Source organism: Roseibium hamelinense (genome assembly GCF_007830545.1).
Lineage (GTDB): Bacteria > Pseudomonadota > Alphaproteobacteria > Rhizobiales > Stappiaceae > Roseibium > Roseibium hamelinense.
Genome location: NZ_VLLF01000001.1, coordinates 404,086 through 429,555 on the forward strand (window position 1 = coordinate 404,086; position 25,470 = coordinate 429,555).

General features: G+C 58.2%; 20 protein-coding genes. 15 read left to right on the top strand and 5 right to left on the bottom strand.

What is annotated here, in order from left to right; all coding sequences use genetic code 11:
• Positions 1-113 precede the first annotated feature (113 nt).
• The 13 genes from tsf (at position 114) to lpxB (ending at position 13,857) form a co-directional block, all read left to right on the top strand.
• Positions 114-1,031, top strand: coding sequence for a translation elongation factor Ts (gene tsf / locus JM93_RS01920; RefSeq protein ID WP_145340375.1), 918 nt, complete (start codon positions 114-116; stop codon positions 1,029-1,031).
• A gap of 70 nt (positions 1,032-1,101) precedes the next feature.
• Complete coding sequence (gene pyrH / locus JM93_RS01925; RefSeq protein ID WP_145340376.1) at positions 1,102-1,821, top strand: UMP kinase; 720 nt, start codon at positions 1,102-1,104, stop codon at positions 1,819-1,821.
• Between the two features lie 109 nt (positions 1,822-1,930).
• Positions 1,931-2,494: a ribosome recycling factor gene (frr, locus tag JM93_RS01930; RefSeq protein ID WP_145340377.1), complete on the top strand. Its 564-nt coding sequence runs from the start codon at positions 1,931-1,933 to the stop codon at positions 2,492-2,494.
• A 39-nt stretch (positions 2,495-2,533) separates the two neighbouring features.
• Entirely contained in the window at positions 2,534-3,301 is a 768-nt protein-coding gene (locus JM93_RS01935) for an isoprenyl transferase (RefSeq protein WP_145340378.1), read from the top strand.
• Entirely contained in the window at positions 3,301-4,152 is an 852-nt protein-coding gene (locus JM93_RS01940) for a phosphatidate cytidylyltransferase (RefSeq protein ID WP_208994865.1), read from the top strand. Before JM93_RS01935 ends, JM93_RS01940 begins: the two co-directional genes overlap by 1 nt.
• Positions 4,153-4,164: 12 nt before the next feature.
• A complete protein-coding gene (dxr, locus tag JM93_RS01945; protein ID WP_208994867.1) occupies positions 4,165-5,403 on the top strand; it encodes a 1-deoxy-D-xylulose-5-phosphate reductoisomerase in 1,239 nt (412 codons plus the stop codon).
• Positions 5,404-5,554: 151 nt separating this feature from the next.
• Positions 5,555-6,691, top strand: coding sequence for an RIP metalloprotease RseP (gene rseP, locus JM93_RS01950; RefSeq protein WP_145340380.1), 1,137 nt, complete (start codon positions 5,555-5,557; stop codon positions 6,689-6,691).
• Between the two features lie 181 nt (positions 6,692-6,872).
• Positions 6,873-9,254, top strand: coding sequence for an outer membrane protein assembly factor BamA (gene bamA, locus JM93_RS01955; protein ID WP_145340381.1), 2,382 nt, complete (start codon positions 6,873-6,875; stop codon positions 9,252-9,254).
• Positions 9,255-9,388: 134 nt separating this feature from the next.
• Positions 9,389-10,426 carry a UDP-3-O-(3-hydroxymyristoyl)glucosamine N-acyltransferase gene (gene lpxD, locus JM93_RS01960; protein WP_145340382.1) on the top strand — a complete coding sequence of 346 codons (1,038 nt, stop codon included), beginning with the start codon at positions 9,389-9,391 and terminating at the stop codon, positions 10,424-10,426.
• Positions 10,427-10,484: 58 nt separating this feature from the next.
• Entirely contained in the window at positions 10,485-10,949 is a 465-nt protein-coding gene (gene fabZ, locus JM93_RS01965) for a 3-hydroxyacyl-ACP dehydratase FabZ (RefSeq protein WP_145340383.1), read from the top strand.
• Positions 10,950-10,955: 6 nt separating this feature from the next.
• Positions 10,956-11,753 (top strand): acyl-ACP--UDP-N-acetylglucosamine O-acyltransferase, encoded by a 798-nt coding sequence (gene lpxA, locus JM93_RS01970; RefSeq protein WP_145340384.1) that lies wholly within the window; start codon positions 10,956-10,958, stop codon positions 11,751-11,753.
• Between the two features lie 20 nt (positions 11,754-11,773).
• Complete coding sequence (locus tag JM93_RS01975; protein ID WP_145340385.1) at positions 11,774-12,652, top strand: LpxI family protein; 879 nt, start codon at positions 11,774-11,776, stop codon at positions 12,650-12,652.
• Positions 12,649-13,857, top strand: a complete 1,209-nt coding sequence (gene lpxB / locus JM93_RS01980; protein ID WP_145340386.1) for a lipid-A-disaccharide synthase — start codon at positions 12,649-12,651, stop codon at positions 13,855-13,857. The genes JM93_RS01975 and lpxB overlap by 4 nt, the downstream gene beginning before the upstream one ends.
• A 24-nt stretch (positions 13,858-13,881) precedes the next feature.
• Here the strand turns inward: lpxB and JM93_RS01985 are convergent, their stop codons facing one another.
• Positions 13,882-16,302 carry a methyl-accepting chemotaxis protein gene (locus JM93_RS01985; protein WP_208994869.1) on the bottom strand — a complete coding sequence of 807 codons (2,421 nt, stop codon included), beginning with the start codon at positions 16,300-16,302 and terminating at the stop codon, positions 13,882-13,884.
• A 179-nt stretch (positions 16,303-16,481) separates the two neighbouring features.
• A complete protein-coding gene (locus tag JM93_RS01990; protein ID WP_145340388.1) occupies positions 16,482-17,396 on the bottom strand; it encodes a LysR family transcriptional regulator in 915 nt (304 codons plus the stop codon).
• A 129-nt stretch (positions 17,397-17,525) separates the two neighbouring features.
• On the opposite strand from JM93_RS01990, the gene JM93_RS01995 reads away from it, so the two are divergent.
• Positions 17,526-18,221 carry a type 1 glutamine amidotransferase domain-containing protein gene (locus JM93_RS01995; RefSeq protein ID WP_145340389.1) on the top strand — a complete coding sequence of 232 codons (696 nt, stop codon included), beginning with the start codon at positions 17,526-17,528 and terminating at the stop codon, positions 18,219-18,221.
• 86 nt (positions 18,222-18,307) lie between these two features.
• Here JM93_RS01995 and JM93_RS02000 read toward each other — a convergent pair whose 3' ends face one another.
• The 3 genes from JM93_RS02000 to gltX form a co-directional block, all read right to left on the bottom strand.
• Complete coding sequence (locus JM93_RS02000) at positions 18,308-19,135, bottom strand: lytic murein transglycosylase (protein ID WP_208994873.1); 828 nt, start codon at positions 19,133-19,135, stop codon at positions 18,308-18,310.
• Between the two features lie 785 nt (positions 19,136-19,920).
• Positions 19,921-21,213 (bottom strand): citrate synthase, encoded by a 1,293-nt coding sequence (gene gltA, locus JM93_RS02005; RefSeq protein ID WP_145340391.1) that lies wholly within the window; start codon positions 21,211-21,213, stop codon positions 19,921-19,923.
• Positions 21,214-21,464: 251 nt separating this feature from the next.
• On the bottom strand, positions 21,465-22,889 hold the full coding sequence (gene gltX, locus JM93_RS02010; RefSeq protein WP_145340392.1) for a glutamate--tRNA ligase: 1,425 nt from the start codon (positions 22,887-22,889) through the stop codon (positions 21,465-21,467).
• A gap of 256 nt (positions 22,890-23,145) precedes the next feature.
• On the opposite strand from gltX, the gene JM93_RS02015 reads away from it, so the two are divergent.
• Positions 23,146-25,461, top strand: a complete 2,316-nt coding sequence (locus JM93_RS02015; RefSeq protein ID WP_196220761.1) for a ComEC/Rec2 family competence protein — start codon at positions 23,146-23,148, stop codon at positions 25,459-25,461.
• Positions 25,462-25,470: the final 9 nt, after the last annotated feature.

A 25,470-nucleotide genomic window follows, 5' to 3' on the forward strand; every position in this document is an offset into this window, starting at 1 on the left:
ACTTGTTGAATTTACCCCAGGGGCTGCATTTTGTTGCAGACCCGTCATAAAGACACCGGAAGCTGTCGGCTAAACCGGGTCATATCTTAAACCCCCCATCCACGAGGCAATCGATGAGCATTACCGCTGCGATGGTAAAAGAGCTCCGCGAGAAATCCGGCGCTGGCATGATGGACTGCAAAACCGCTCTGAAAGAAACAGACGGTGATATGGAAGCGGCTGTTGATTGGCTGCGTACCAAAGGCCTGGCAAAGGCAGCTAAAAAGGCTGGCCGCGTTGCGGCTGAGGGCCTTGTTGGCGTCGCTGCTGAAGGCACGAAGGCGGCGGTCATCGAACTCAACTCCGAAACAGACTTCGTTGCCCGCAACGAAGGTTTCCAGGAGCTGGTTTCCAAGGTCGCACAAGTTGCTGCAACCACGGACGGCTCGATTGAAGCCGTGTCTGCGGCAACGATCGACGGCAAGAGCGTGACCGACGCGGTTACCGACGCGATCGCGACCATCGGCGAAAACATGACGCTTCGCCGCACGGCGGTTCTGTCTGTGAATTCCGGCGTTGTTGCGACCTACATTCACGGTGCAGTTTCCGATGGTCTCGGCAAGATCGGCGTGCTCGTTGCGCTGGAATCTTCCGGAGACGCGGACAAGCTGAACGCACTTGGCCGTCAGATCGCCATGCACGTTGCGGCAACCAGCCCGCTCGCCCTGAACACAGCGGAACTTGATCCGGCTGTTGTTGAGCGTGAGAAGACCGTCTTCGTCGAACAGGCCCGCGAATCCGGCAAGCCTGAAAACATCATCGAAAAGATGGTTGAAGGCCGTTTGCGCAAGTTTTACGAGGAAGTGACCCTCGAAAAGCAGGCATTCGTCATTGATCCGGACAAGACAGTCGAACAGGCTGTTGAAGCTCTCGCGAAAGAGCTCGGCACCGATGTCAAACTTTCCGGCTTTGTCCGCTTCGCCCTTGGCGAAGGGATTGAGAAGGAAGAGCAAGACTTCGCCGCAGAGGTGGCCGCCGCCACCGGGCAGTAAGCTTCGAAAGCGCCGGCATTGACCGGCGCTTTTTTTTTAGAAGACAATTTATAAGAAAAAGGATGCTGCCATGTCCAAGCCACTCCGCTGGAAACGTATTCTCCTGAAGCTGTCCGGTGAGGCCCTGATGGGGTCCCAGTCCTTCGGCATCGATCCGATGATCGTGCAGCGGATCGCAAACGAGATCGCGGATGCGGTGGCCTTGGGGGCTCAGGTGGGTGTCGTGGTTGGCGGCGGCAATATCTTCCGCGGCGTTGCGGTGGCGGCAAAAGGCGGCAATCGCGTAACCGGCGACCACATGGGAATGCTCGCCACGATTATGAATTCCCTGACGCTGGCCGACTCGCTGCGCCGGTTGAAGGTGAATGCCCGCGTTCTGTCTGCGGTCTCTGTGCCATCCATCTGTGAGACCTTCTCGCAACGTGTTGCCGACCGTTATATGGAAGATGGCGATGTCATCGTGTTTGCAGGCGGGACGGGCAACCCGTTTTTCACCACTGACAGCGGTGCGGCACTGCGGGCTGCGGAAATGAAATGCGATGCTTTTCTCAAAGGCACCCAGGTGGACGGCGTTTACTCCGAGGACCCGAAGGTCAACCCGGATGCGGAACGCTACGACACCTTGACCTATGAAGACATCATCAAACGCAATCTCAAGGTCATGGACACAACGGCGATTGCGTTGGCACGCGACAACCAGATTCCGGTCGTGGTGTTTTCCATTCACACCCCCGGGTCACTTGTCAGCGTGTTAAACGAGACTGGCACTTATACCGTTGTCGAAGGCTGATTCTTTTGCCAATAAGCATCGGGCGCCTCTTGTGTTTCGGCGCAGCTGTGCCATCTTGGCGCCCGGCTTTTGATGATTGATCAAGAAACAAAAATGAAGTGAGGACAACATGCCGGTAGAAGGTGTCGATCTGGATGATTTGAAGCGCCGCATGGAAGGGGCTTTGTCGGTTCTTAAAACCGATTTTTCCGGTCTGCGCACCGGCCGCGCTTCGGCAAGCATGCTGGATCCAATTTCCGTTGATGCCTACGGCCAGCAAATGCCTCTCAACCAGGTTGGAACGGTTTCCGTTCCCGAGCCGCGTATGGTGGCCATCCAAGTATGGGACAAGGGCATGGTGGCGGCTGTCGAAAAGGCAATTCGCGAGTCTAACCTCGGTCTCAACCCGGTTGTTGACGGCCAGCTGCTTCGCTTGCCGATCCCTGAGCTCAACCAGGAGCGCCGCCAGGAACTGATCAAGGTAGCGCATAAATACGCCGAACAGGCCAAGGTCGCGATCCGGCATGTGCGCCGCGACGGAATGGACTCTGCGAAAAAGGCTGAAAAAGATGGCGACATCAGCCAAGACGACAACCGGGTTGCTTCTGACGAGGTGCAAAAGCTCACAGATTCGATGATCTCCGAAGTTGACAGCATGCTGGAGAGAAAAGAGCAGGAAATTTCGCAGGTCTGATTTTCAGGACCTGTTTTGCCCCGTGCGTGAGGCCGTTTCATGACCGCCACTCCAGATCGAAGCGTTGAAGCTCCGCAGGTCAGCCGTGTTAGTGGCGACTTGCCGGAGCACGTCGCGTTTATCATGGATGGCAACGGCCGGTGGGCCAAGGCTCGGGGCCTTCCGAGGACTGAAGGCCATCGGCACGGGCTGGAAGCATTGCGTCGGACGGTGCGTCACGCCGTTCGGATCGGCTTGAAATACATGACCATCTACAGCTTCTCCTCCGAAAACTGGCGCCGGCCGGAGGGGGAAGTGTCGTTCTTGATGGGATTGCTGCGCCGTTTCCTTCAGCGTGATCTGACCGAGATCCATAATGCCAATGTGCGCATTAAGGTGATTGGGGAGCGGGACGATCTCGAGCCCAGCATTCTCAAGCTGCTCGTGGATGCGGAACATCTGACCCGCAACAACACGGGTCTCACTCTTGTCGTCGCGTTCAACTACGGTGCGCGCGACGAGATTACGCGCGCAGTTGGCAGGTTGGCAAAAGAGGTTGCCGAAGGCCGGATTTCGCCGGACGAGGTGAATGAGCGGGCCATCGAAGACCGGCTTGATACCGCCGGTATTCCCGATCCAGATCTCATCATCCGCACGAGCGGGGAACAGCGCCTGTCAAATTTCCTGATGTGGCAGGCTGCGTATGCAGAGTTTTACTTTTGTCCGACCTATTGGCCGGATTTTGATGCCGCCGATTTCGACGCGGCTCTCGATGCGTTTTACAGCCGTGACCGGCGGTTTGGCGGATTGACAGCGAAGGCCCTGTAATGACGTCAGACCAACCGAAAGGGGCTGGCGCTTCCAAAATGTCCGATCTGAAAGCCCGGTTGCTGTCGGCGATCGCCCTGGGTCCTGCAATCCTGGCAATTGCCTGGTTTGGGGGGCTGCTTTTTTCCGTCATCGCGCTGATCGGCATGTTGGTGTTCTTAAAGGAATGGTTTGCGGTGACCGGCACCCAGGATACGTCCAGGCGGGCGTTCGCCGGTTATGCTGTTCTTGTTGCGGTCGCAGGCGCCTTTTCCCTGGATTTTGCCGGTTTAGCGCTGCTTTTGGTCCCGATGGGCGCCATCGGCGCATTTGTATTGGGCCAGGGCAGCAAGACCGCCCGGTGGGCGGCCGAGGGGATTCTTTACAGCGGTCTCGCGCTCTATGCGTTGCTCGGAGCCCGTGCCGGGCCCGGTGGGCAGATGTTCCTGTTCTACTTGCTGATCGTGGTCTGGGCGACCGACATCGGCGCCTATTTCGTCGGCCGCAAGTTTGGCGGGCCCAAATTATGGCGCAGGGTATCGCCCAACAAGACGTGGTCCGGGGCGATTGGCGGATTGCTCGCCTCGATCGTGTTGGGCGTCGCGCTGGTCGCTTTTTTCGGACGGGAAGAGCTGTGGCTATGGGCCAGCCTTGCAGCTATCTTGTCAATTGTCAGCCAGCTCGGCGATCTGATGGAATCTGCGATCAAGCGCCGGTTCGATGTAAAAGACAGCAGCGGTCTGATTCCAGGGCACGGCGGTGTCATGGACCGGCTGGACGGGCTCGTTGCCGCCGCAATTGTCGCCTCAGCACTTGGCCTGGCCTTTGGTGGGACTTTCGCGGAGCCGATGTCCGGACTGGCGCTGCGCTGATTAGGGGGGAGAATGGACGCGGCACATCAAGAAAACCAGGCTGCACGCCGTCCTGGAAAGTCTGCTGGAAGCACGGATCAGCCGATGCGGATTACGGTCCTTGGTGCTACCGGGTCGATCGGGAAAAGCACTCTTGATCTCATCAGGCGCAACCCGGACCGGTTCTCTATTGTTGCCGTTGTCGCCCATTCAAAAGCCGTTGAGCTGGCCGACTTGGCGCGTGCCGTTGATGCGGACTGTGCCGTTTGCGCGGACGAAGCAAGTGGGCTGGCCTTGTCCAGTGCGCTCAGCGGGTCAGGGATAGCAACCGGTGCAGGAGAGACAGCTGTCCTCGAAGCCGTCGACAGGCCTGTCGATATGGTGGTCGGCGGTATCGTCGGCTCGGCCGGACTAAAGCCGACACTGGCCGCCTTAAAACCCGGCCGGATTCTTGCTCTTGCCAACAAGGAATGCCTGGTTTCAGCCGGCGATCTGTTCATGCGGACTGCGGAAGACATGGGTGTACGCATCCTGCCGGTCGACAGCGAACACAATGCCATCTTTCAGGTCTTCGAAGCCGACAATGCCAGCGAAGTCGAGAAGGTGATTCTGACCGCGTCGGGCGGCCCGTTTCGCACTCTCAGTCTTGCCGAGATGGAGCAGGTCACGCCGGCACAGGCCCTCAAGCATCCGAATTGGGAGATGGGGCGCCGGATTACGATCGACAGTGCAACCCTAATGAACAAAGGCTTTGAAGTTATTGAAGCCTTTCATCTATTCCCGATTAGGCGGGACCAGCTCGGCGTACTTGTACATCCGCAGTCGATTGTTCATGGGCTGGTTCAGTACACCGATGGATCCCTGCTTGCCCAGCTTGGTGCGCCCGACATGCGGACGCCTATCGCCCGGTGTCTGGCATGGCCGGAGCGTATGTCCGCGCCAGTCGAGCGGCTTGATCTTGGAAAAATCGCGAATTTAACATTCGAAACGCCGGATCTTGGCCGGTTCCCGGCCTTGAAACTGGCAATGGATGCGCTGGATCACGGCAGCGTTGCAACGGCGGCTTTGAACGCGGCCGACGAAATTGCTGTGGAGGCTTTTCTGACCGGCAGGATTGCGTTTCTCGATATTGCAAGGCTGGTGGGCGAGACCGTTGACGCTGTTCTTCAGCAGCATGGCGGGGTCCGGTTCGCGGGCGTCGATGATGTTCTGGCAGTGGATGCACATGCGCGGGCGCTCGCAGTCGAGTGGACGGAGCGGCGCGCGTCGTAAATGAGGGATTGCACGGCTTGCTGCGGGCAATATAACTCCGGCAGGATTACTCTTGACTGGCCTTGCGGCATTAACCTGCCGTAATCATCAGTGATGTATACGAGCACGGCTGTTGTTGCCGCTCAACAAAGCAAAACCGAATGGAAACCTGATGGAAATTCTTTCCTCCGCCTATGACCTCCTGATCGGCTATATCGTGCCGTTTCTTTTCGTTTTGACGATCGTGGTTTTCTTTCACGAGCTGGGCCATTTTGCAGTTGCGCGGTGGTGCCGTGTGAAGGTCGATGCGTTTTCGGTTGGGTTCGGCAAGGAGCTCTTTGGGTTCACGGACAGGCAGGGCACGCGCTGGAAACTGTCGGCTATCCCGCTTGGCGGCTATGTTAAATTTGCTGGAGACGAGAACGCGGCCAGCGTCCCTGACCGGGATCGCATTGCCGCCATGTCTGAAGAAGAGCGTGCGACGGCCTTCGTCGCCAAACCGGTATGGCAGCGCGCCGCTGTGGTTGCGGCTGGCCCAATTGCCAACTTTATTCTCGCCGTCGCCATTTTCGCCGCCATTTTCGGATTTTTCGGGCGCACAGTCATTGCACCGGTTGTCGAGACTATCCAGGCAGGAAGCGCTGCGGAAAAGGCCGGTCTTCAATCGGGCGATCTTATTCTGGCAATCGATGGGAAACCGATCGAAACCTTTGCCGATATGCAGCGTATTGTCTCTGTGAGCGCGGAAATCCCGCTAGATTTGGAAATTGAGCGGGGCAACACGGTCCAGACCATCACCGTGACCCCGGAATATCGGGAGCTGACAGACCGGTTCGGCAATGTTCAGCGTCTCGGATTGCTGGGGATATCCCGCAGCCCCCAGGACGACGACCTCATTCAGCAAACCTTTGGCCCGCTGGAGGCGATCAGTGAGGGGGCAAAAGAGACCGTCTACATCGCTGAGCGCACCGTTGACTATCTTTGGGGGGTGATTTCCGGGCGGGAAGCCGCCGATCAGATCGGCGGACCGATCCGTGTGGCACAAGTGTCCGGTCAGGTTGCGACCCAGGGTATTTTGCCGTTGCTGTCACTCGCAGCGGTGTTGTCGGTCAGCATCGGGCTCTTGAATCTCATGCCGATTCCCATGCTCGATGGCGGGCATCTGGTTTACTATTTTGCCGAGGCGGTGCGCGGTAAGCCGCTGAGTGAGAACATACAGGATATCGGTTTCCGGATCGGGATTGCGATTGTTCTGCTCTTGATGGTTTTTGCGACTTGGAATGATGTCATGCATTTGACGAGGCTGTGATCTGACGTGGATAAACCGGAGGCGTGGCATCCCCGCAACGCCTTCAACTTAAATCTGTTTTGGGTTCTCCAGACGGTTGCGCATTTGGGAAAAGCCTGTAAAACGATGGCGGTTCCTGAGAATCTCGCGTTGAGAGCGCGCCCTCGGGCGAGACGTTTACAATAAAAGGCATAGCGCACTTATGCAGCGATTGCAGAAACTTAACCGTGCCGCTCTTCTCGCGGCTGCCGTCTATTCATCAGGCGCTATCCTGCCAGAGGCCCTCGGTCCTTTTTCCTCAACGTTCGCTGAAGCTGCTGTCGCCCGGAATATCGTGGTGCGCGGAAACACGCGGATCGAGGAAGAGACTGTTCTCAGCTATCTGACGATCACTCGCGGCCGCAATTACAGCGCCTTCGATGTGGATGAATCGGTCAAGGCTCTTTTTGCCACCGGCCTGTTCGCTGATGTCAGCATTCAGCCGCAAGGCAGCACGGTCATCGTCAATGTGACTGAGAATCCGATCATCAACCGGGTGTCTTTCGAAGGTAATCGAAAGATCAACGACGAAGCCCTTGGAACAGCCGTGCGTTCGCAAGAGCGGACGATGCTTACCCGCGCCAAGGTGCAGACCGACGTTCAAAATATTCTTGAAGCCTATCGCCGCTCCGGACGCTTTGGTGCGTCCGTCGAGCCGAAGATCATTGAGCGCTCGAACAACCGTGTCGATCTGGTCTTTGAAATCAACGAAGGCGATAAGACCGGCGTTGAGCGTATTTCGTTCATCGGCAACAACTCTTTCAGCGACCGGCGTCTGCGTGACGTTATCCGGACGCGTGAAAGCGGGTTGTTGAGCTGGATCCGGTCGACCGATACATACGACCCGGACAGGCTTGCGGCTGACCAGGAACTTTTGCGCCAGTATTACAACCGCAAGGGCTATGCTGATTTCCGGATTGTCTCGGCAACCGCTGATTTGGACCGTGAAAACAACATCTTCTACGTCACCTTCACGGTTGAAGAAGGTGAGAAGTACGAATTCGGTGATGTCGAAGTGGTGTCGTCGATTGCCGAAATCGATCCGGACGAGCTGCAATCACAGGTCCGTACACGGACTGGCCGGACCTTCAATTCCCTGCGTGTTGAGCAGACAATCGAAGATTTGACCGTGCGCGTTGCGGAAGACGGTTATGCATTTGCGAGGATCCGCCCGCGTGCCTCCCGCAACTACGACGACAACACCATCTCGTTGATCTACTACATCGAGGAAGGCCCGCGCGCCTATGTCGAGCGGATCAATGTGATCGGTAATGACCGGACCCGCGAATATGTTATCCGCCGCGAATTTGATCTGGCGGAAGGCGATGCCTTCAACAGAACGCTGGTTGATAAAGCGGAGCGCCGCTTGAACAATCTCGGGTTCTTCGAGCGCGTCACGATCACAACACAACAGGGCAGTGCGCCGGACCGTGTTGTCGTGAACGTGCAGGTGGAAGAAAAAGCCACCGGTGAAGTGTCCTTCGGTATCGGTTACTCGACAGCGGACGGTATTATTGGTGATATCTCCATCACCGAGCGCAACTTCCTCGGCCGCGGCCAGTTCGTGCGCGTGGGTGTTGGCGGTGGTACGGACACCCAGAATTACGAATTCCGTTTCGTTGAGCCGTTTTTCCTCGGCCGCCGTGTCGCACTTGATGTTGATGCTTATCGCCGTGTCCGCGATGCGAACGACTACCGTTCGTTCGACCAGGATACAATTGGTGGCGGTTTCGGGTTCACCCTTCCGCTTCGGGAAGAAGAGCTGACACTGCGTCTGTTCTACAGCATCTTCCAGGAAGAGAACGACGACCCGAACAACAATTCAACGAGCGTGACGAACTGTAACACCGCTGAGCTCTCGCTTGCTGTGTGTGACTCGCTTGGCACCTTCCTGACATCGCTTGTCGGCTACGAGCTTGTTTACAACACGCTCAACTTCAACCTGAACCCGACGGACGGCGTGTACGCATCCTTCGGTCAGGATTTCGCAGGGCTTGGCGGGGACTCCTACTACATCAAGACCGAAGCCCAAGCGCGCGGTTACAAGGAAATCCTTCCGGATCTTGGCATCGTCGGGTCTCTGTCGCTTCAGGGCGGCCACATCACTGCGATCGGTGACGAGCGTCTTCGGGTATCCGAGCAATTCATGGTCGGCGGCAACCTTGTTCGCGGCTTTGAGAACCAAGGCATCGGACCGCGCGACAGCCGTACAGGCGACGCCCTTGGCGGGACGTTCTATTTCGCCGGAACAGCTGAAACCACATTCCCGTTCCCAGTCATCCCAGATGAAATCGGCCTGAGTGGTGCCGCTTTTGTTGACGCCGGCTCGGTCTGGGATGCGGACAGCGATCTTGTCAACCTCGTGAACAACAGCGGTACCAGCACAGTGCAGTCCAATGACTTTGCTCTTCGTGCTTCGGTTGGCGCAGGCATCCGCTGGCAGTCGCCATTCGGTCCGATCCGGGCCGATTTCGCGTGGCCGCTCCTCAAGGAAGACGAAGATCAGACTCAAGTCTTCCGCCTGAGTGGGGGGACGCGGTTCTAAGCCGTTCCTCGAAACTTTTTCAGACCGGCCGCCGTCATAACGGCGGCCGTTTTGTTTTGACCTCGAATGGGTTAAACCGGTGAGGCCATGCCTCCAAAGGGGTAGGGCGCAAACTACAACAAATGGCCTTCCTTATGTCCGAACCAATTTTCTTCAAAACACCTGATACCGTTTCGCTGTCCAAGATTGCAGACTGGGCAGAGGCGGACATTGTTCGCGGCAGTGCGGATATTGAAATTTTGGGTGTCGCGCCGGTGGAAGATGCAGATGCGGGCAGCCTCGTCTTCTTTGACAATACCGCCTATCTCGACAAATTGTCCGGCACTGCCGCGGCCGCATGCCTTGTCGCTGAAAAGCATGCTGCGAAAGTGCCCGAAGGGGTCGCTGTCCTGGTGTGCAGAGAGCCGTATCGCGCATGGGCGAAGGTGCTCGCGCAGCTGTTTCCCGACGCTGTTGTGCCAGCCTATGGCGCAGGCTCCGGCGTCTCGGAGCGGGCGGTTGTTGAAGACGGGGCGCTTCTTGAAGACGGCGTCGTGGTGGAAGCCGGGGCGTTTGTTTCGAAAGGGGCCGAGATCGGCTCCGGGACGGTTGTCCGGGCCAATGCGGTTATCGGTGCCGGGGTCCGGATCGGCCGGGATTGTGTGATCGGAGCAAATTCAACGGTTCAGTTCGCGCTGCTCGGCAACTGCGTATACCTGCATCCAGGTGTATGCATTGGCCAGGATGGCTTCGGCTATGCAATGGGGCCGGGCGGGCACCTCAAGGTCCCGCAAATTGGTCGGGTCGTGGTTCAAGATGATGTTGAAATCGGTGCCAACACGACTGTGGACCGCGGCGCGAACCGTGACACGATTATCGGTGAAGGCACCAAAATCGACAACCAGGTTCAAATCGGCCACAACGTGGTCATTGGCCGCCATTGTGTCATCGTCTCACAGGTTGGCCTGTCCGGCAGTTGCACACTGGAAGATTATGTCGCCATAGGCGGCCAGACGGGCGTCCGCGGCCATGTCACCATCGGAATGGGGGCGCAAGTGGCCGCTGTCAGCGTGGTCAATACGGATCTGGATGCCGGCGGACGCTACGGGGGCACACCTGCAAAACCTGTGAAACAATGGTTTCGGGAAGTTGCTGCGGTACGAAAGCTTGCAGAACGCGGCGGCGGCACGTAAACGGAACTAGCAAGCAAGAAGACTTTTCGGCGTGTGTTCTGCGCCAAGGGGCATGTGAATGGAAGAGACAGAAAAAAAGACGCTGAAGAGCGCGGACATCATGCGGATTATGGAATTGCTGCCGCATCGTTATCCTTTTTTGCTGATTGATCGCATTATAGAAATGGACGGTGACAACAGCTGTATCGGCATCAAGAACGTGACGATGAACGAGCCGCATTTCACCGGTCACTTTCCCGGCCGCCCGGTTATGCCCGGGGTTCTGCTGATCGAAGCCATGGCACAAACCGCAGGAGCCTTGTGCGTGGATGCGCGCGAAACGGATGGTCCGCCGCAGCTGGTCTACTTCATGACCATCGACAAGGCGAAATTCCGCAAACCCGTGGAACCGGGCGATCAGGTTCATTTCCACGTCAACAAAATCAAGCAACGCTCGAACATCTGGAAGTTTGATGCGATTGCCAAGGTCGATGGAGCCAAGGTTGCCGAAGCTGAAATCAGCGCCATGCTTGTCGACGCGTGAGGGTATATGACTGACATTCATCCGACAGCAATTGTCGAAACGGGCGCGGCTATCGGCGAAAATGTGCGGGTCGGACCTTATAGCACAGTTGGTCCGAATGTCCGCCTGGCGGACAATGTGGTGCTTGAATCGCACGTCGTCGTGGCCGGGCATACGGAAGTCGGTGCCGGGACACATATTTTTCCGTTCGCAAGCATCGGGCACAAGCCGCAGGACCTGAAATATGCCGGTGAGGAAACCCGGCTGTTGATCGGCAAGAACAACCAGATCCGCGAACATGTTACCATGAACCCCGGCACGTCAGGTGGCGGCGGTCTTACCCGAGTGGGCGATAACGGCTTGTTCATGATGGGCAGCCATGTGGGACATGACTGCAAAGTCGGGAATTTTGCCATCCTCGCCAACAACGCGACGCTGGCCGGCCACGTTGAATTGGCGGACCATGTGATCCTTGGCGGCCTCAGCGCCGTGCGCCAGTGGACACGCATCGGAACCGGCGCGATTGTCGGCGGCATGACCGGGGTCGAATTCGATGTGATCCCGTTCGGCTCGGTAATCGGTGACCGGGCGCGGCTTGCCGGTCTCAACCTCATTGGCCTGAAGCGCAAGGAATTTCCGCGCGAGCAAATCCATGCGCTTCGCGCAGCGTACCGGGACCTGTTCGACACGGAGGACGGAACACTGCGGGCTCGCGCCGAAGCGGTGGCCGAAACCGCCGCGGACCAGCCGCTCGTGAAAATGGTTACGGATTTCATCTTGGAGAAAGATGACCGACGCTTTTGTACACCGCGAAGCGGCGAGTGATTAACGCGGGGCATTAGAACATGTTTGGCGGCTCCGAGCCTGAGAACCAGGTCGCCCTGATTGCAGGAAATGGTGCCTTGCCTCGGCAGGTCGCCGAAGTCCTGACGGGCCGGGGCGACACCCCGCTGATTGTCGGGATCAAAGGTGAAATCGACGCCGAGATGGCGGAAAAAGCCGATGCGGTCCTTGGGTGGGGAGAGATCGGCCGCCTATTCAATCTGCTGACCAAACGCCGGTGCCGAAAAGTGCTTTTGATCGGCGGTGTCAGAGGCCGGCCAGACTATACATCCGTTCTTGGCGACATTGGGACGCTGAAGCGACTGCCTCGGATCATCAAAGCGCTCAGGGGCGGCGACGACAGCCTATTAACCAAGGTGATCGGCCTGTTCGAAGTGGAGGGCTTTCAAGTGGTTGGCATTCACGATGTGGCGCCGGAGCTGTTGGCCAAAGGGGGCGTGCTCGGCAAAATCAAGCCGGACGAGATTGCGATGGCAGATCTCGACCTGGCACTCCAGGCGACTGACCGGCTGGGTGAGCTCGATATTGGGCAGGCTGCGGTTGCCATGGGCGGGCGCGTGATCGCCTTGGAAGGCGCGGAAGGCACCGACTTGATGCTGCAACGCTGTGCAGACATGCGCAAGACCGGCCGTATCCGCCAAAAAGGCAAGATCGGGGTCTTGGTCAAGTCGGCAAAGCCTGGCCAGGATCTGCGCGTGGATCTGCCGACGATCGGCCCGAAAACCGTCGAGCTTGTCGTTGAAGCTGGCCTTGCCGGTATTGCGGTCGATGCGGGCGGTGCGTTGATCTCAGAGCATCAGGCAACCGTCGAAGCCGCCGACCGAAACGGGATTTTCCTCTTCGGAATCGAGCGTGCGCAACACGGCAAAAGCACACCATGAATGTGGCGAGCGGCAGACCGGCGCGCGTGTGTCTCGTGATGGGCGAGGAATCGGGCGACCAGCTTGGCGCCGAGCTCATGAAGTCTCTGAAAGAGCGTCTTGGCGCGGACACCGTCTTTACCGGACTTGGCGGCGAGCGGACCCAGGCTCTCGGGCTCAAGAGCTTTTTCGACATGTCCGACGTATCGGTGATGGGTTTGTCGGCCGTTCTTGCCAGACTGCCGCTGATCGTCAAACGGGTTTACCAAACAGTCGACGGCGTGATCGCTGCCGATCCAGATGTCCTTGTGATTATCGACAGCCCCGATTTCACACATAATGTGGCCAAGCGGGTGCGCAAACGGGCTCCACACATTCCGATTGTTGGTTACGTCTCGCCATCGGTCTGGGCCTGGCGTCCCGGCCGAGCGCGCAAGATGCGCGCCTATGTCGATGAACTTTTGGCGCTCTTGCCGTTTGAGCCGCAGGCCCATGAACGTCTCGGCGGACCTCGTACCCACTATGTCGGCCATCCTTTGAGCGAAAATGTTCATGCACTGCGCCCGGCGGCTGGAGAACGGTCCAGGTTGCGGGACGGCAGCCCGGTCCTTCTGGTTCTTCCAGGAAGCCGGGGCAACGAGATCACGCGGTTGCTGCCTGTTTTCAAGGACGCTGTTGCCAAAACGGCAGCTCAACAGGAAAACCTTGAGATTCTATTGCCCGCGGTTGCGCATCTGGAAGACCGGATCCGGGAAGCGATTGCAGACTGGCCGGTCAAACCGCAAATCGTCTTTGGCGTGAAGGCAAAAAGAGCAGCGTTCCGGCGCGCGCATGCAGCCCTTGCAGCTTCCGGAACAGTATCGCTGGAGCTGGCGCTTGCAGGCGTTCCGATGGTGATTGCCTATAAGGTCGATTGGTTTTTCCGGCGTTTGAAGGACCTCAATGCGATCTTCAAATTCTCCAGCGTTGATTCCATGGTGCTGCCGAATATTGTTCTCGGCGAAAAGGCTGTCCCCGAGTTTTTGGATGATGATGCCGACCCGGATACGTTGAGCAGCCATCTGGTGGACTTGCTCAAGGACAGTCCGGAACGTGCGCGCCAGCAGGCAGCGTTTGCACGCCTTGATGCAGCCATGCGTTTGCCCGATGGCTATAGCCAAAGCCGGGCCGCGGCAGATGTCGTCATTCAGTGCATGACAGCGCCGCCGGTCAGCGAAGGGCCCTAGCGCACACCAGACCGGCTGCTTGGTTTATGCCGATGCCACGTCGGTGAGAAAGTCCTCGACTTCGCGTTTCAACAGATCGGTTTTCTCCGTCAGTTCGCCAGAGGCGCTCAACACCATGTCTGCGGACTGATTGGTCTGGCCGACAGCACGGGACAGCTGGCTCATGTTGCCTTTGACCTGTCCGGTGCCTTCTGCCGCACGCTGGATGTTCTGCGAAATGTCGGTTGTAGCGGCACCTTGTTGTTCCACGGCGGCTGCGATCGCAGACGTATAGCTGTTCACCTCTTCCATGATCTTAGAGATTCCGGAAATCGCGTCGGCGGTGTCGGTGGTTGCGTTCTGGATCTCCGAAATCTGCGTGCTGATTTCCTCTGTCGCCTTGGAGGTCTGGGTTGCCAGTTCCTTGACTTCTGCTGCAACCACAGCAAACCCTTTTCCAGCCTCTCCGGCGCGGGCGGCCTCAATTGTCGCGTTCAACGCCAACAGGTTTGTCTGCTCGGCAATAGCTTGGATCAGGCTCACAACTTCGCCAATTTTGGTTGCAGAGGCTGCAAGGGTTTCCACTTTCTGGTTTGTTGAACGCGTTCCGAGGGTTGCCTTGTCGACAACCTGTGTTGTCTGGCTGACTTGCCGGGAAATCTCCCCGATAGAGGCCGCCAATTCTTCGGCCGCACTGGCCACAGTTTGCACATTTTGTGTGGCTTCGTTGGTTGCTTCAACGGTATGCGCGGCGTATCCGGAGCTTTCTCGGGAAATCTCGGTGAGTGCCCGTGCGGTTTCGTCGAGGCCCGCCGCGGTTTCGCTCACCGACGACAAGACCTGCGAAGACCGGGCCCGGAAGCTGGATATCAAGTCTTCGATCTTGGTCTGCCGCGCCTTGCGAACAGCCTCTTCCTGAGCGGTTTGCTGTTCGAGACGGGCACGTTCAACTGCGTTGGCCTTGAACACCTCGACAGTGCGGCTCATGTCGCCAATCTCATCGCCGCGTTCAGTGTCACCGATCATGACATTGGTATCCCCCTTGGCGAGGAGGGACATGGTCTCCGTTGTGCGTATGATTGGACGGGTAACAACATAGTTGAGGGCAAAGGCCAACCCGATGCCAGCCGCAATAGCCAGAAGAACCGAAACACCAATGGTGCCGAGCGCTTGGCTGCTCGACGTCTGCGCCGCAAGGGTCTGATCTGAGGAAATCCGGGAAATCAGCGCCTGGACATTCGCGGCAAGACGTTGAAGCTGGTTGCTTTCGTCAGCAAGGCGCATGCGCCCCCCCGCCAATTCTTCGAAAGACAGGCTGAAGATCGACAAGGACCGGTTGATTACCTCGGCTTGTTCGGCAATTCCCGGATAATTCGCAGCCTTGGCCAAGAGGTCGGCTTCGGTGTCTTTGATGGTGCTAAGACAATCCAATACCGCGGATTTTGTATCGGCCACCGGGTTGAGCAAGAAGGCGAGGGAGGCGGCCTTGACGGTCAGGGCTTCCGTGTTGAGGCGGGCTGCCGTGTCGGAGATGCTGTCGACCTCTTTGAACTGGGCACTGGCTTGTGCGGCCGCGTTGTAGACGCGATCAACCGCTTTGTCCGCGTCGGCGCGTATGGTCTTGGTCAGCTTGTCGATTTCGGCAAAGCCAAGCTTGGTAGCATCGGTCAGGTCAAAGATCTTGATATAGTCTTTGGTGGTGGTCAGCTCGTTCAGTGTTTCAGCGAGAGATTGGGTGCGTTCCGCAAGTGCGCGCATGCTTGCGGGGTCAACCCCTTCCATTTCGGTCGCTGCAATCTCGCGTGCCGCGGGAACCAGCGCAGTGACACGGTCCGTCACTGCGGCAAGCTGTGCGGCGTTGTTGGCAGCGGCGTTGAAAAGGTTCTGCAGGGTCAGTGCCTCTTCCTGAAAACCGGCGGCTGCCTGACCAATTTTATTGGCTGAAAATAGCGTTTCTCGCGCCGTTGCATCCTTTGCGCTCAAACTCCCGCGCTCGCCTGCTGCGGCCTGGGATATGGCGCGCGCGGTTTGTTCCAGGTTACCCAGTACAGCATCGAGCAGGGCGCGTTTTTCGCCCTGTTCTGCTTTCAGCGATATTATGCGTTCAAAAGCAGCGCGGAAACCGGAGACCGCCTCCCGGGCTTCTCCGATCGAGGCGTTTGCGGCAGGATCACCCTGTAGGTTTTCCTCAAGCAGGTCGAGGGCGTTTGTGAGCTCTGCAATCCCGTCAAGCGTTGCCGTTGCTGCTGATTGATCGGCGCGTGACAGAAAGTCCTCCCGCTTTTCGGACAGATCCTGAAGGGTGGCAATGGCCGAGGTTGAATACCCTGTTACTTCAATCCGGTCGGACAGATTACTGACAGCAAATGCACCGACGCCGCCAACAACCGCCGTCAATGCAAGGACTGCAGCAAACCCGCCACCGACCTTCTTGCCAAACTTCATGTCATTGGCGAGTTTAAACATACGTATTGCCCCATCCCAAGCCGAAACCAGCATTTTTCAGGAGGGGATCCTAGGTCGCGAACCTTTATATAATTGTAAATATTCACATTGTTATTGTGGCGTATCAGGCAACAGGGCAAGCCGAATTGCACTGGATGATGCTCACCAGGGGTGCAGCCTTGCCGTATCACACAGCATTTCTAGGCCTCTTCGGCTGGAAACGCTGATTGTTGAAACGACTGTTTGGTAAAATCGATCAAGAGACGCAGATTTTTTGACGTGGACGCGCCGGGGGGAAACACGCCGAACAGCTGAATGTCTGGCAGAGCAAGACCCGGCAAAATCTCTTCCAGTTTGCCTGCTCGAATCCGCGGATCCGCATCGTACCGCGGGATGCGTCCGAGGCCGTGGCCTGCTTCCACAAAAGCGGTGCGGGCTGCGGCGTTGTTGGTCGTCACGCTGCCTTTGAGAGCGATCTGGCGGACTTTGCCGTCTTTTAGTTGGAGCTCAAGCGGCTGGCCGCGCTCGTAGACCACCCACTCATGCTGCAAGAGCTCATCGACCGTTTGTGGACGGCCATGGGCCTTGAGATAGCCTGGTGCGGCACACAGGCAGGTCTTTATGCGTGCCAGACGGGTTGCCTGCAAACCGGAATCGGGCAGGGGCGCGCCACGTATGGCGAGGTCAATGCTGTCCTGCAGAATGTCGGCGACTGCGTCGGTGAAACTGACGTTCAGACTGATCTTTGGATACAGCTGCCGAAATGCACTCAAGATGGGAACCATCCGTTCCAAGCCAATGCTGACCGGGCAGGAGAGCCGAAGTGAACCCTCCGGTTCACTCTTAAACCGCTCAACGGCATGTTTGGCCGCTTGGGCTTCGGCCATGATGACACGGCAGTGCACGGATAGCTTTTCACCCGCTTCGGTCAGATGCAGAACTCGGGTGGAGCGGTTGAACAGACGCAGCCCGTATAGCTTTTCCAGTTTGTTGATGTGATAGCTCACCACGGCACGCGATAGGCCGAGCTGGCGTCCGGCTGCACTGAACGTGCCACGTTCCACCACGGTCGCAAAGACGATCAGGCTTTTGAGCTGCTCAAAGGAGACGTCCATAAGTTCCAAAATTATTGTCAGAATTTTTTTGACATTATAGTCAGAAATATGCGCGTTGGAAGGAAGATTGTTCCAAACTAAATGAAGGTCAGCGTTTCAAGCGCAGACAATTCGACCAAGGAGTTACCAATGGCCAATGCAGCCGGCAAAAAGATCCTGATTGTTCTTACCAGCCACGAAGACCTCGGCGATACCGGCCAAAAGACCGGTTTTTGGGTCGAGGAGTTCGCTGCGCCCTATTATGTTTTCAAAGACGCTGGGGCAGACATCACGCTGGCATCGCCGAAGGGTGGTCAGCCGCCAATCGATCCGAAAAGCGCAGACCCCTCCGCCGCGACCGAGGCGACGCGCCGGTTCGACGCAGATCCGGATACTCAGAATAAGCTCGCCAACACGGTAAAATTGTCTGAAGTGAAGGCAGATGACTTCGATGCCATTTTCTATCCGGGCGGCCACGGCCCGCTGTGGGATCTGACGAATGACAAAACCTCGATTGCCTTGATCGAGACCTTCTTCGGCGCAGGAAAACCTGTTGGCGCAGTCTGCCACGCACCTGCTGTGCTGCTGAATGCACAGGCACCAGACGGTGCGGCCCTGGTGTCGGGCCGGAAAGTCGCAGGATTCACGAACTCCGAAGAAGCGGCCGTTGGGCTTGTAGACGTGGTGCCGTTCCTGCTCGAGGATTCTTTGAAGGAAAAAGGTGGCCTTTACGAGAATGGTGAGGACTGGGGAGTTTTTGCGGTTGAAGACGGCAACCTCTTCACCGGCCAAAACCCGGCAAGTTCTGAAAGGGTTGCCGAGCACATGCTCGCAAGACTTGGCTAAAGCGTCGCTTGTTTGACGTAAAAAGGGCGCCAGCTGGCGCCCTTTTTGTTGGTTCTTACACGTGAAGTCCAACCGATGGCCAGCGTTTACTGATCAATCAAGCCGGCTGCATATGCGATGGCGCGCTGATAATTGCCGCTGTCGTTCCACGTGGACAAGACACGGAAGTTCGCAGACCCGTCAGCGAAAGACCGTCCGCCGCGCCAGCCATTGCGGCGCAGCATGTTCGCAGCTGTTGCAAGGGCGTCAGCCGCATTGTTTGGATCCGCACGGCCATCGCCGTTGCCGTCCACCGCAAAGCGGACCCAGTTTCCGGCCAGAAACTGCATGTGGCCCAATTCACCGGAAGGGCCGCCGCGGCTGTTGTTATTGATCAGCCCCCGGTCGACCAGCTGTAGCGCGGCGATCGCATCATCTTCAAAGCGCGGGTGCCGGCGGCAATAGGAGGCCAGCGTGACAGCGCCGTTGACGATCGGCGTTTTGCCGGTGTAGCCGCCCCAACTTGTCTCATAACCCCAGATCGCCACCAGGATCGAGCCCGGCACGCCGTAGCGCTGCTCAATGGACTGGAACAGCCGGGCGTTTTGCTGCAGCCGGCGTTTGGCATTGGATACAAATGAATTCACGCTCGAAAACCGGCTTTTCAAAAACTGTTCCGGACTGCGGTAACGCATACTGGATTGCGAGGCGGGATTTGATTCAAACCGCCACGTAATGCCGGAAAGCTTTGCCTGTTGCAGGGCCTGCAATCCCCGTTGTCCGACACCTGACCGCGTCGCCTGTTGCGCCAGCTGCTGTTTATAGGCGTTGAATTGGCCTTTGCTGGTGATACAGGTCGCGGCCGAGGCCGGTGCCGTCAAGAGCGCCGCCGCGACGGCAACTGCCATCTGCCATGTGGCCCGTTTTGCTGTCATATCCCTTGTCTCCAATCCGGATTATCCACACTCAAACTGACACACATGTCCGGGGATTTCAGATATGCATTGATACCAAAAATCCGGCTGAATCGCCTAAAACGCCGATCCGGTTTGTATACTGCCCCGAAGTGACGGTTGTGTCATGCACTGCGGGCGTCAATTGTCCTTAGCTATTTTATCCACCACACAATGCGCTCGGGCTGTGCCGGGAGCGCCGGCTCCGTGGGCTCCATTGGTTTTCAAGTGGCACAGTTGGCCGTCCAGCCCAATCGCAAGATGCCGTCAAGCCGGACGCATTCGTTATGGCAAGGCCGTCACCGCATGAAACGTGACAGGTATCACAGCCGGTTTTGCCGATTGGTTGCATGTTCATGACATCGGATAAGTGCAACGAACCAATGGAGGAGATTATGGGCACCTTACTCGATTTCACCTCTGCCACGCGCCAATATACGCGGGTGCGGACAAGAGTTTCCATGGCATCCAAGAGAAAACCTCAGCGTGATGCAGACATCATATTGTTCCCGGGAGTACGGCGTGAGTACAACGCCTGAACGCTTTTAAGCCCCTCGGGTGCGCCCGAAGAAAAAGCCAAAGAAGGGAACTCACTCAGCGGCCAGTAGGGACCGAAAAGCTTCCACAGCCGATGAGATAAATTGCCGGAGAAGCTTTTGCAATTGGACGCGAGCACGTACGGCCAGCTCGGCAAAAGACGGGAAACGGACAACAAAAAACCCCGGACCACAGATCCGGGGTTTTTGTTTAGGTCGACTATCCGAGACTTAGCTGCGCTGTTCGGTTGGTATATAGTCCCGCTTTGGCGAGCCGGTGTAGAGCTGGCGTGGGCGGCCGATACGCTGAGACGGATCTTCCACCATTTCCTTCCACTGGGCGATCCAGCCGACGGTGCGGGCCAGCGCAAACAACACAGTGAACATGTTGGTTGGGAAACCGAGCGCACGCAGGGTGATGCCGGAGTAGAAGTCGATGTTCGGGTAGAGCTTTTTCTCGATGAAATACTCGTCGCTCAGCGCAATGCGCTCCAGCTCCATGGCAACGTCCAGAAGCGGATCATCCTTGATGCCAAGTTCGCCGAGAACTTCATGTGTGGTCTTCTGCATGATCTTGGCGCGCGGGTCGTAGTTTTTGTAGACGCGGTGTCCGAAGCCCATCAGGCGGAACGGGTCGTCCTTGTCCTTCGCGCGGGCGATGAATTCCGGAATGCGGTCAACGCTGCCGATTTCCGACAGCATGTTGAGCGCCGCCTCGTTTGCACCGCCATGGGCGGGACCCCAAAGGCAGGCAATACCAGCTGCAATGCAGGCAAACGGATTGGCGCCCGACGAGCCGGCGAGCCGGACAGTCGATGTGGACGCGTTCTGTTCGTGGTCTGCATGCAGGATGAAGATCCGGTCCATCGCGCGGGCCAGCACCGGGTTGACCTTGTATTCCTCACAAGGCACGGCAAAACACATGCGCAGGAAGTTCGAGGAATAGTCGAGATCGTTGCGCGGATAAACGAACGGCTGGCCGACGTGGTATTTGTAGGCCATGGCGGCGATCGTTGGCATTTTCGCGATCATGCGCAGAGATGCGACCATGCGCTGGTGCGGGTCGGCGATGTCGGTGCTGTCGTGATAGAATGCGGACAATGCGCCGACTGTACCGCACATGATGGCCATCGGGTGCGCATCGCGGCGAAAGCCGGCAAAAAAGCGGTTCATCTGCTCGTGGATCATCGTGTGGTAGGTGACACGATGGACGAAGTCGTCTTTCTGGGTTTTCGTCGGCAGGTCACCGTAGAGCAGAAGATAGCAGGTTTCCAGGAAGTCGCCGTGATTTGCCAGCTGATCGATCGGGTATCCCCGGTAGAGCAGCGTGCCCTCGTCACCATCAATATAGGTGATTTTAGATTCGCAAGAGGCGGTGGATGTGAACCCTGGATCGTAGGTGAACATCCCGGTGTCCTTGTAAAGGGACGCAATGTTCACGACGGACGGGCCAATGGTTCCGTCAAGGACGTTGAAGGCGTGCTCGCCGCCGTCGACGTTGAGCTTGGCGTTGTGTTCGGCCATTCAGGTAACCCCCTTTTTCTAACACTCATAGCAGCCTTGAATAGGCCGGCTTGAGCGCCAAACAACGCCAAACCGGATGCCCGCCAGATGCTGCTGGAGGAATGGTGGGAACTGCCTATCCCATTTATTGCAGTGCCGCAAGCAGGCCGGTCTAACGCTTTGGTCAAAGCCTTGGCAACGTTGCGCAAGGTGGTGATGGCACGCGTGGTTTGCCGTCAAAAGGCTTCCCCGCGCGTGCCCCCGCGTCTTGTCTAGTTTGCTTGGTCCTGAATGCGCGCGAGCGATTCAGTCCGCCCGAGCGCGACCAGGACGTCATAGATGCCCGGCGACGTACCGCGGCCGGTCAGGGCGGCGCGCAGCGGCTGAGCCACCTTGCCGAGTTTCAGATCCTTTTCCAAAGCGTAAGCCTTTACGGCCTCTTCCAGTGGCTCTGCGTTCCAGGCTTCAACACCGGACAAGATGCCGTGCACATCCGACAGGATGGCTTTTGCATCGCTGTCCAGAATTTTTTGCGCCTTTTCATCGCAGTCCAGCGGGCGCTGACGCCATAAATAGCTCGCACTTTCAGTAAGTTCGACCAAAGTCTTCGCACGCTCTTTCAAGCCGGGCAGGGCTGTCAACGCGGTCTGTTCATTGCTCTTTTCGGCAAGCCAGGCCAGCACCGCGTCGCCGTCCTCGGCATGCTGAAGATAGGTTTTCCAATGGATCATCAATTCCGCGTCATCGGTCGCACGCATGTAGTGGCCATTGAGGTTTTCCAGTTTCTTGAAGTCAAACCGGGCGGCGCTTTGGCCGACCGCGTCCATGCCAAACCACTTGATCATGTCGTCAAGGGACATGATTTCCTCGTCGCCATGGCTCCAGCCGAGCCGAGCAAGATAGTTGCGCATAGCCTGCGGCAGATAGCCCATTGCGCGGTAGGTCTCTGCCCCGGTTGCGCCATGACGCTTCGACAGTTTTGCCCCATCTGGCCCGTGAATCAGCGGAATATGCGCCATGTTCGGCACATCCCAACCCATCGCCTTGAAAATCAGGCTCTGGCGGGCAGCGTTTGTCAGATGGTCAACGCCGCGGATGATATGCGTGATTCCCATGTCGTGATCGTCGACCACAACAGCCAGCATGTAGGTCGGTGTTCCGTCAGAGCGCATCAGCACCAGATCGTCCAGATCCTTGTTCGGGATCACGACCCGGCCCTGGACCATATCCTCAACAACGGTTTCGCCATCTTGCGGAGCTTTGAGGCGGATGACCGGATCAACCCCGGCCGGTGCTTCGGACGGATCCCGGTCCCGCCATGTGCCGTCGTAGCGAGGCGGCTTGCCTTCGGCACGCGCCTTTTCACGCATGGCTTCCAGCTCTTCTTGAGAGGAATAGCAGCGATAGGCCTGGCCGCGGGAGATCATCTCCTCAACGACTTCCTGATGCCGGCCGACCCGTGAAAACTGCGAGACCGGTTCGCCGTCCCAATCCAGGCCAAGCCAGCTCAGGCCATCCAGCAGGGCGTCAACAGCCTCTTGCGTGGATCGGGCGCGGTCCGTGTCCTCGATACGCAAAAGCATCTTGCCGCCGCCGTGTTTTGCGAACAGCCAGTTGAACAATGCGGTGCGGGCGCCGCCGATGTGAAGAAAGCCGGTCGGGGACGGCGCGAAACGCGTGACGATTTGTTGAGCCATGGTTCTTTTTGAAAGTCTCTGTCATGATGAAGCGGGGAACCCGCAAAGCCGGCGCGGTCTTACCATAGGCCCGCGCCCGGCAAAATAGATGGCACCGCAAAGAATTTTGCGCGGCTTGCCGGCGGGAAGACGGGGAGGTGCAGTGGAAAGGCAAGGGCCGTCCGGCCCGGCACCGCCAGACCAGGTAAAACAGCGGTCCGAAATGCCGCCTGAGAAGACCGCTGCCCCATCCGGAATACGATCGCCCGAAGCGCCTTTGCAACTTTTTCTGACGGCGCGGCGCTCCCGTTTCGGCGCTGCCCAGGCTCCAAGAGCGGGCCTATTCAAGAGTGTCACTCGCCGGATCTTGGCCGATCTGGGCCAGCTTTGGGAGCAGAACCGGCTTCTTTGGTGTGTCCTGGCTTTCGCTGCGGGCATCACGGCGTATGTCTTGTTGCCGCAAGAGCCGAATACACTGGCGGTGGTGGCGCTCTCCGGGGCCGTGATTGCCCTGACGGTAAAGCAGCACCGCAGGGGAACGCTTGCGGCGTGGGCGCTGGTCTTGTGCGCAATACTCTGCGGGGTAACGGCGATGACCGTGCGGACCGCGCTGGTTGACGCCCCGCGTCTGACGGAGCCGGTGATCGGCTCTGGTACGGGCACGGTGGCCCGGGCGGAGAGCACCCGGCGCGGGCAGAGGTGGATCGTCGACAAACTGTCCTGGGACAATACAAGGCGGTCGGATTTGCCGCGCCGGATCCGGTTGTCTGTGCCCGACACGTCACAGGCGGGCCCGGGCGACCGCATTCGGTTCCGTGCCCGGTTGTTTCCGCCGGCCGGCCCGGTACGTCCAGGCGGATATGACTTCTCCTTTCGGGCCTATTTTCAGGGTCTTGGAGCGACCGGTTTCAGTTTTGGCCCGCCCGACATCCTCGATCCGGCCCAAACCACTCTTTCAATCAGGCGCTTGATAGATAACGGCAGACAGGAGATTGCTGCCCAGATCCGAGCTCTTTTGCCTGCCGGAGACGCATCAGCGCTTGTGGTGGCGCTTCTTGTCGGTGACAGAAGCGGGCTCTCCGAAGAGGGCGAAGAAGCGCTGCGCGCGGCGGGACTGGCCCACGTGCTTGCGATATCCGGGCTGCATATGGCCTTGTTTGCAGGCGGCGCATTCGCAGCTGTCTTGTTCCTCTTGTCTTTCAGTGAAAGGGCAGCTCTCAGTCTTCCGACCCATCGTATCGCGGCATGCGTTGCTCTCGTTGCCGCCATCGTTTATTTGGGCTTGTCCGGCGCATCTGTGGCTACACAAAGGTCGTTCATCATGATTGCCCTCGTGTTTTTGGGCATATTGACCGGGCGCCGCGGACTGACACTGCGCAGTGTCGCCTTGGCAGGGCTTGCGTTGCTGGTTCTTGGGCCCGAACGGTTGTTTTATCCGGGTTTTCAAATGTCGTTTGCCGCTGTGCTCTGTCTTGTGGCGGTCTATGAGGGATGGGTTGCCAAGCCGGACAAGCGGGTGCACCGGCAGCCCCGGCGCGGGGTCCCGCTCCACATTGCGTCCAAGACCGGAACATGGATCGGCGGGCTGCTGATCACCTCGCTTGTGGCCGGAGCGGCGACAGGTTTTATCGGAGCCTATCATTTCGGGCGTGTCGCACCCATGGGGCTTGCCGGCAACATGCTGGGCATGCCGGTGTTCTCGCTGCTGGTCATGCCGGCCGGCGTGCTCGCGCTCGTACTCATGCCGTTTGGGCTCGCCAGCCTGCCGCTTTCCCTCATGGCGTGGGCGCTGGACCTCTTGCTGGCCATCGCAGCCTGGACCGCGTCTTTGAGCGAGACCGCAATCGGGTTTGGCGGCGAGGGGCAGGTGGTGCCGCCTTCCGCCATGGCAACCGGAGTTGCTGTCGCCGCCCTGTTCAGCGGCTTGCTTCTTAAAGGGCCGCTCAAGGGCGTGGCCCTGTTACCTGCAGCCTTGGCGGCAGCGCTGTTTGTCGCAGCCCGTCCGCCCGATATCACAATCTCCGAGCGGGGCAAATTGCTCGCGGCCTACGACAGGCATGGTGTGCTCAAGGTGAACGCGAGACGGTCCAGTTTCGGGGCGCAGGCCATGCTCGAGCAAGCTGGTTTAGGCGAGAGGGAATTTGCCCATCACAAGATGGCGGCGGATCAGATCAGGTGTGACGACAAAGGCTGCGTTGTTCATGCTTTCGCCGCAGAACGCGGTCCTGGCCTTGGTGCCGCTCCGCTCGCGATTGCCTTGCCGGCATCTCCAAGCGCCTTGCTGGCGGATTGCAGGTTTGCCGATGTAATCGTGACAGATCTGGTTGCCCCCGCCGATTGCGAAGCGGCCCTGGTGCTCGATGGTCCAAAGCGCAAATTATTTGGCGCAGTGTCGATCTGGCTCGAACCGCCGCGGCAACCGGCCGCCAGACCAGACGGGCTGACCGGCACATCTGCCGGCCTAGCCAAGGTTGGGCAATTCCAAACGAAAACAAGCGAAAGTGCAGAAACACGAAATGCCGCCGGCCCCAAGCCGGTGATCATCCGTGTCAAAACAGCCCGGTCAGCCCCGCCGCGGCCCTGGCATCGCTGAACCGCCAAG

What these genes read in the sequence shown, in the direction of transcription:
- tsf (WP_145340375.1), top strand. Translation starts at nt 114, where the DNA reads ATGAGCATTACCGCTGCGATGGTAAAAGAGCTCCGCGAGAAATCCGGC.
- pyrH (WP_145340376.1), top strand. Translation starts at nt 1,102, where the DNA reads ATGTCCAAGCCACTCCGCTGGAAACGTATTCTCCTGAAGCTGTCCGGT.
- frr (WP_145340377.1), top strand. Translation starts at nt 1,931, where the DNA reads ATGCCGGTAGAAGGTGTCGATCTGGATGATTTGAAGCGCCGCATGGAA.
- JM93_RS01935 (WP_145340378.1), top strand. Translation starts at nt 2,534, where the DNA reads ATGACCGCCACTCCAGATCGAAGCGTTGAAGCTCCGCAGGTCAGCCGT.
- JM93_RS01940 (WP_208994865.1), top strand. Translation starts at nt 3,301, where the DNA reads ATGACGTCAGACCAACCGAAAGGGGCTGGCGCTTCCAAAATGTCCGAT.
- dxr (WP_208994867.1), top strand. Translation starts at nt 4,165, where the DNA reads ATGGACGCGGCACATCAAGAAAACCAGGCTGCACGCCGTCCTGGAAAG.
- rseP (WP_145340380.1), top strand. Translation starts at nt 5,555, where the DNA reads ATGGAAATTCTTTCCTCCGCCTATGACCTCCTGATCGGCTATATCGTG.
- bamA (WP_145340381.1), top strand. Translation starts at nt 6,873, where the DNA reads ATGCAGCGATTGCAGAAACTTAACCGTGCCGCTCTTCTCGCGGCTGCC.
- lpxD (WP_145340382.1), top strand. Translation starts at nt 9,389, where the DNA reads ATGTCCGAACCAATTTTCTTCAAAACACCTGATACCGTTTCGCTGTCC.
- fabZ (WP_145340383.1), top strand. Translation starts at nt 10,485, where the DNA reads ATGGAAGAGACAGAAAAAAAGACGCTGAAGAGCGCGGACATCATGCGG.
- lpxA (WP_145340384.1), top strand. Translation starts at nt 10,956, where the DNA reads ATGACTGACATTCATCCGACAGCAATTGTCGAAACGGGCGCGGCTATC.
- JM93_RS01975 (WP_145340385.1), top strand. Translation starts at nt 11,774, where the DNA reads ATGTTTGGCGGCTCCGAGCCTGAGAACCAGGTCGCCCTGATTGCAGGA.
- lpxB (WP_145340386.1), top strand. Translation starts at nt 12,649, where the DNA reads ATGAATGTGGCGAGCGGCAGACCGGCGCGCGTGTGTCTCGTGATGGGC.
- JM93_RS01985 (WP_208994869.1), bottom strand. Translation starts at nt 16,302, where the DNA reads ATGTTTAAACTCGCCAATGACATGAAGTTTGGCAAGAAGGTCGGTGGC.
- JM93_RS01990 (WP_145340388.1), bottom strand. Translation starts at nt 17,396, where the DNA reads ATGGACGTCTCCTTTGAGCAGCTCAAAAGCCTGATCGTCTTTGCGACC.
- JM93_RS01995 (WP_145340389.1), top strand. Translation starts at nt 17,526, where the DNA reads ATGGCCAATGCAGCCGGCAAAAAGATCCTGATTGTTCTTACCAGCCAC.
- JM93_RS02000 (WP_208994873.1), bottom strand. Translation starts at nt 19,135, where the DNA reads ATGACAGCAAAACGGGCCACATGGCAGATGGCAGTTGCCGTCGCGGCG.
- gltA (WP_145340391.1), bottom strand. Translation starts at nt 21,213, where the DNA reads ATGGCCGAACACAACGCCAAGCTCAACGTCGACGGCGGCGAGCACGCC.
- gltX (WP_145340392.1), bottom strand. Translation starts at nt 22,889, where the DNA reads ATGGCTCAACAAATCGTCACGCGTTTCGCGCCGTCCCCGACCGGCTTT.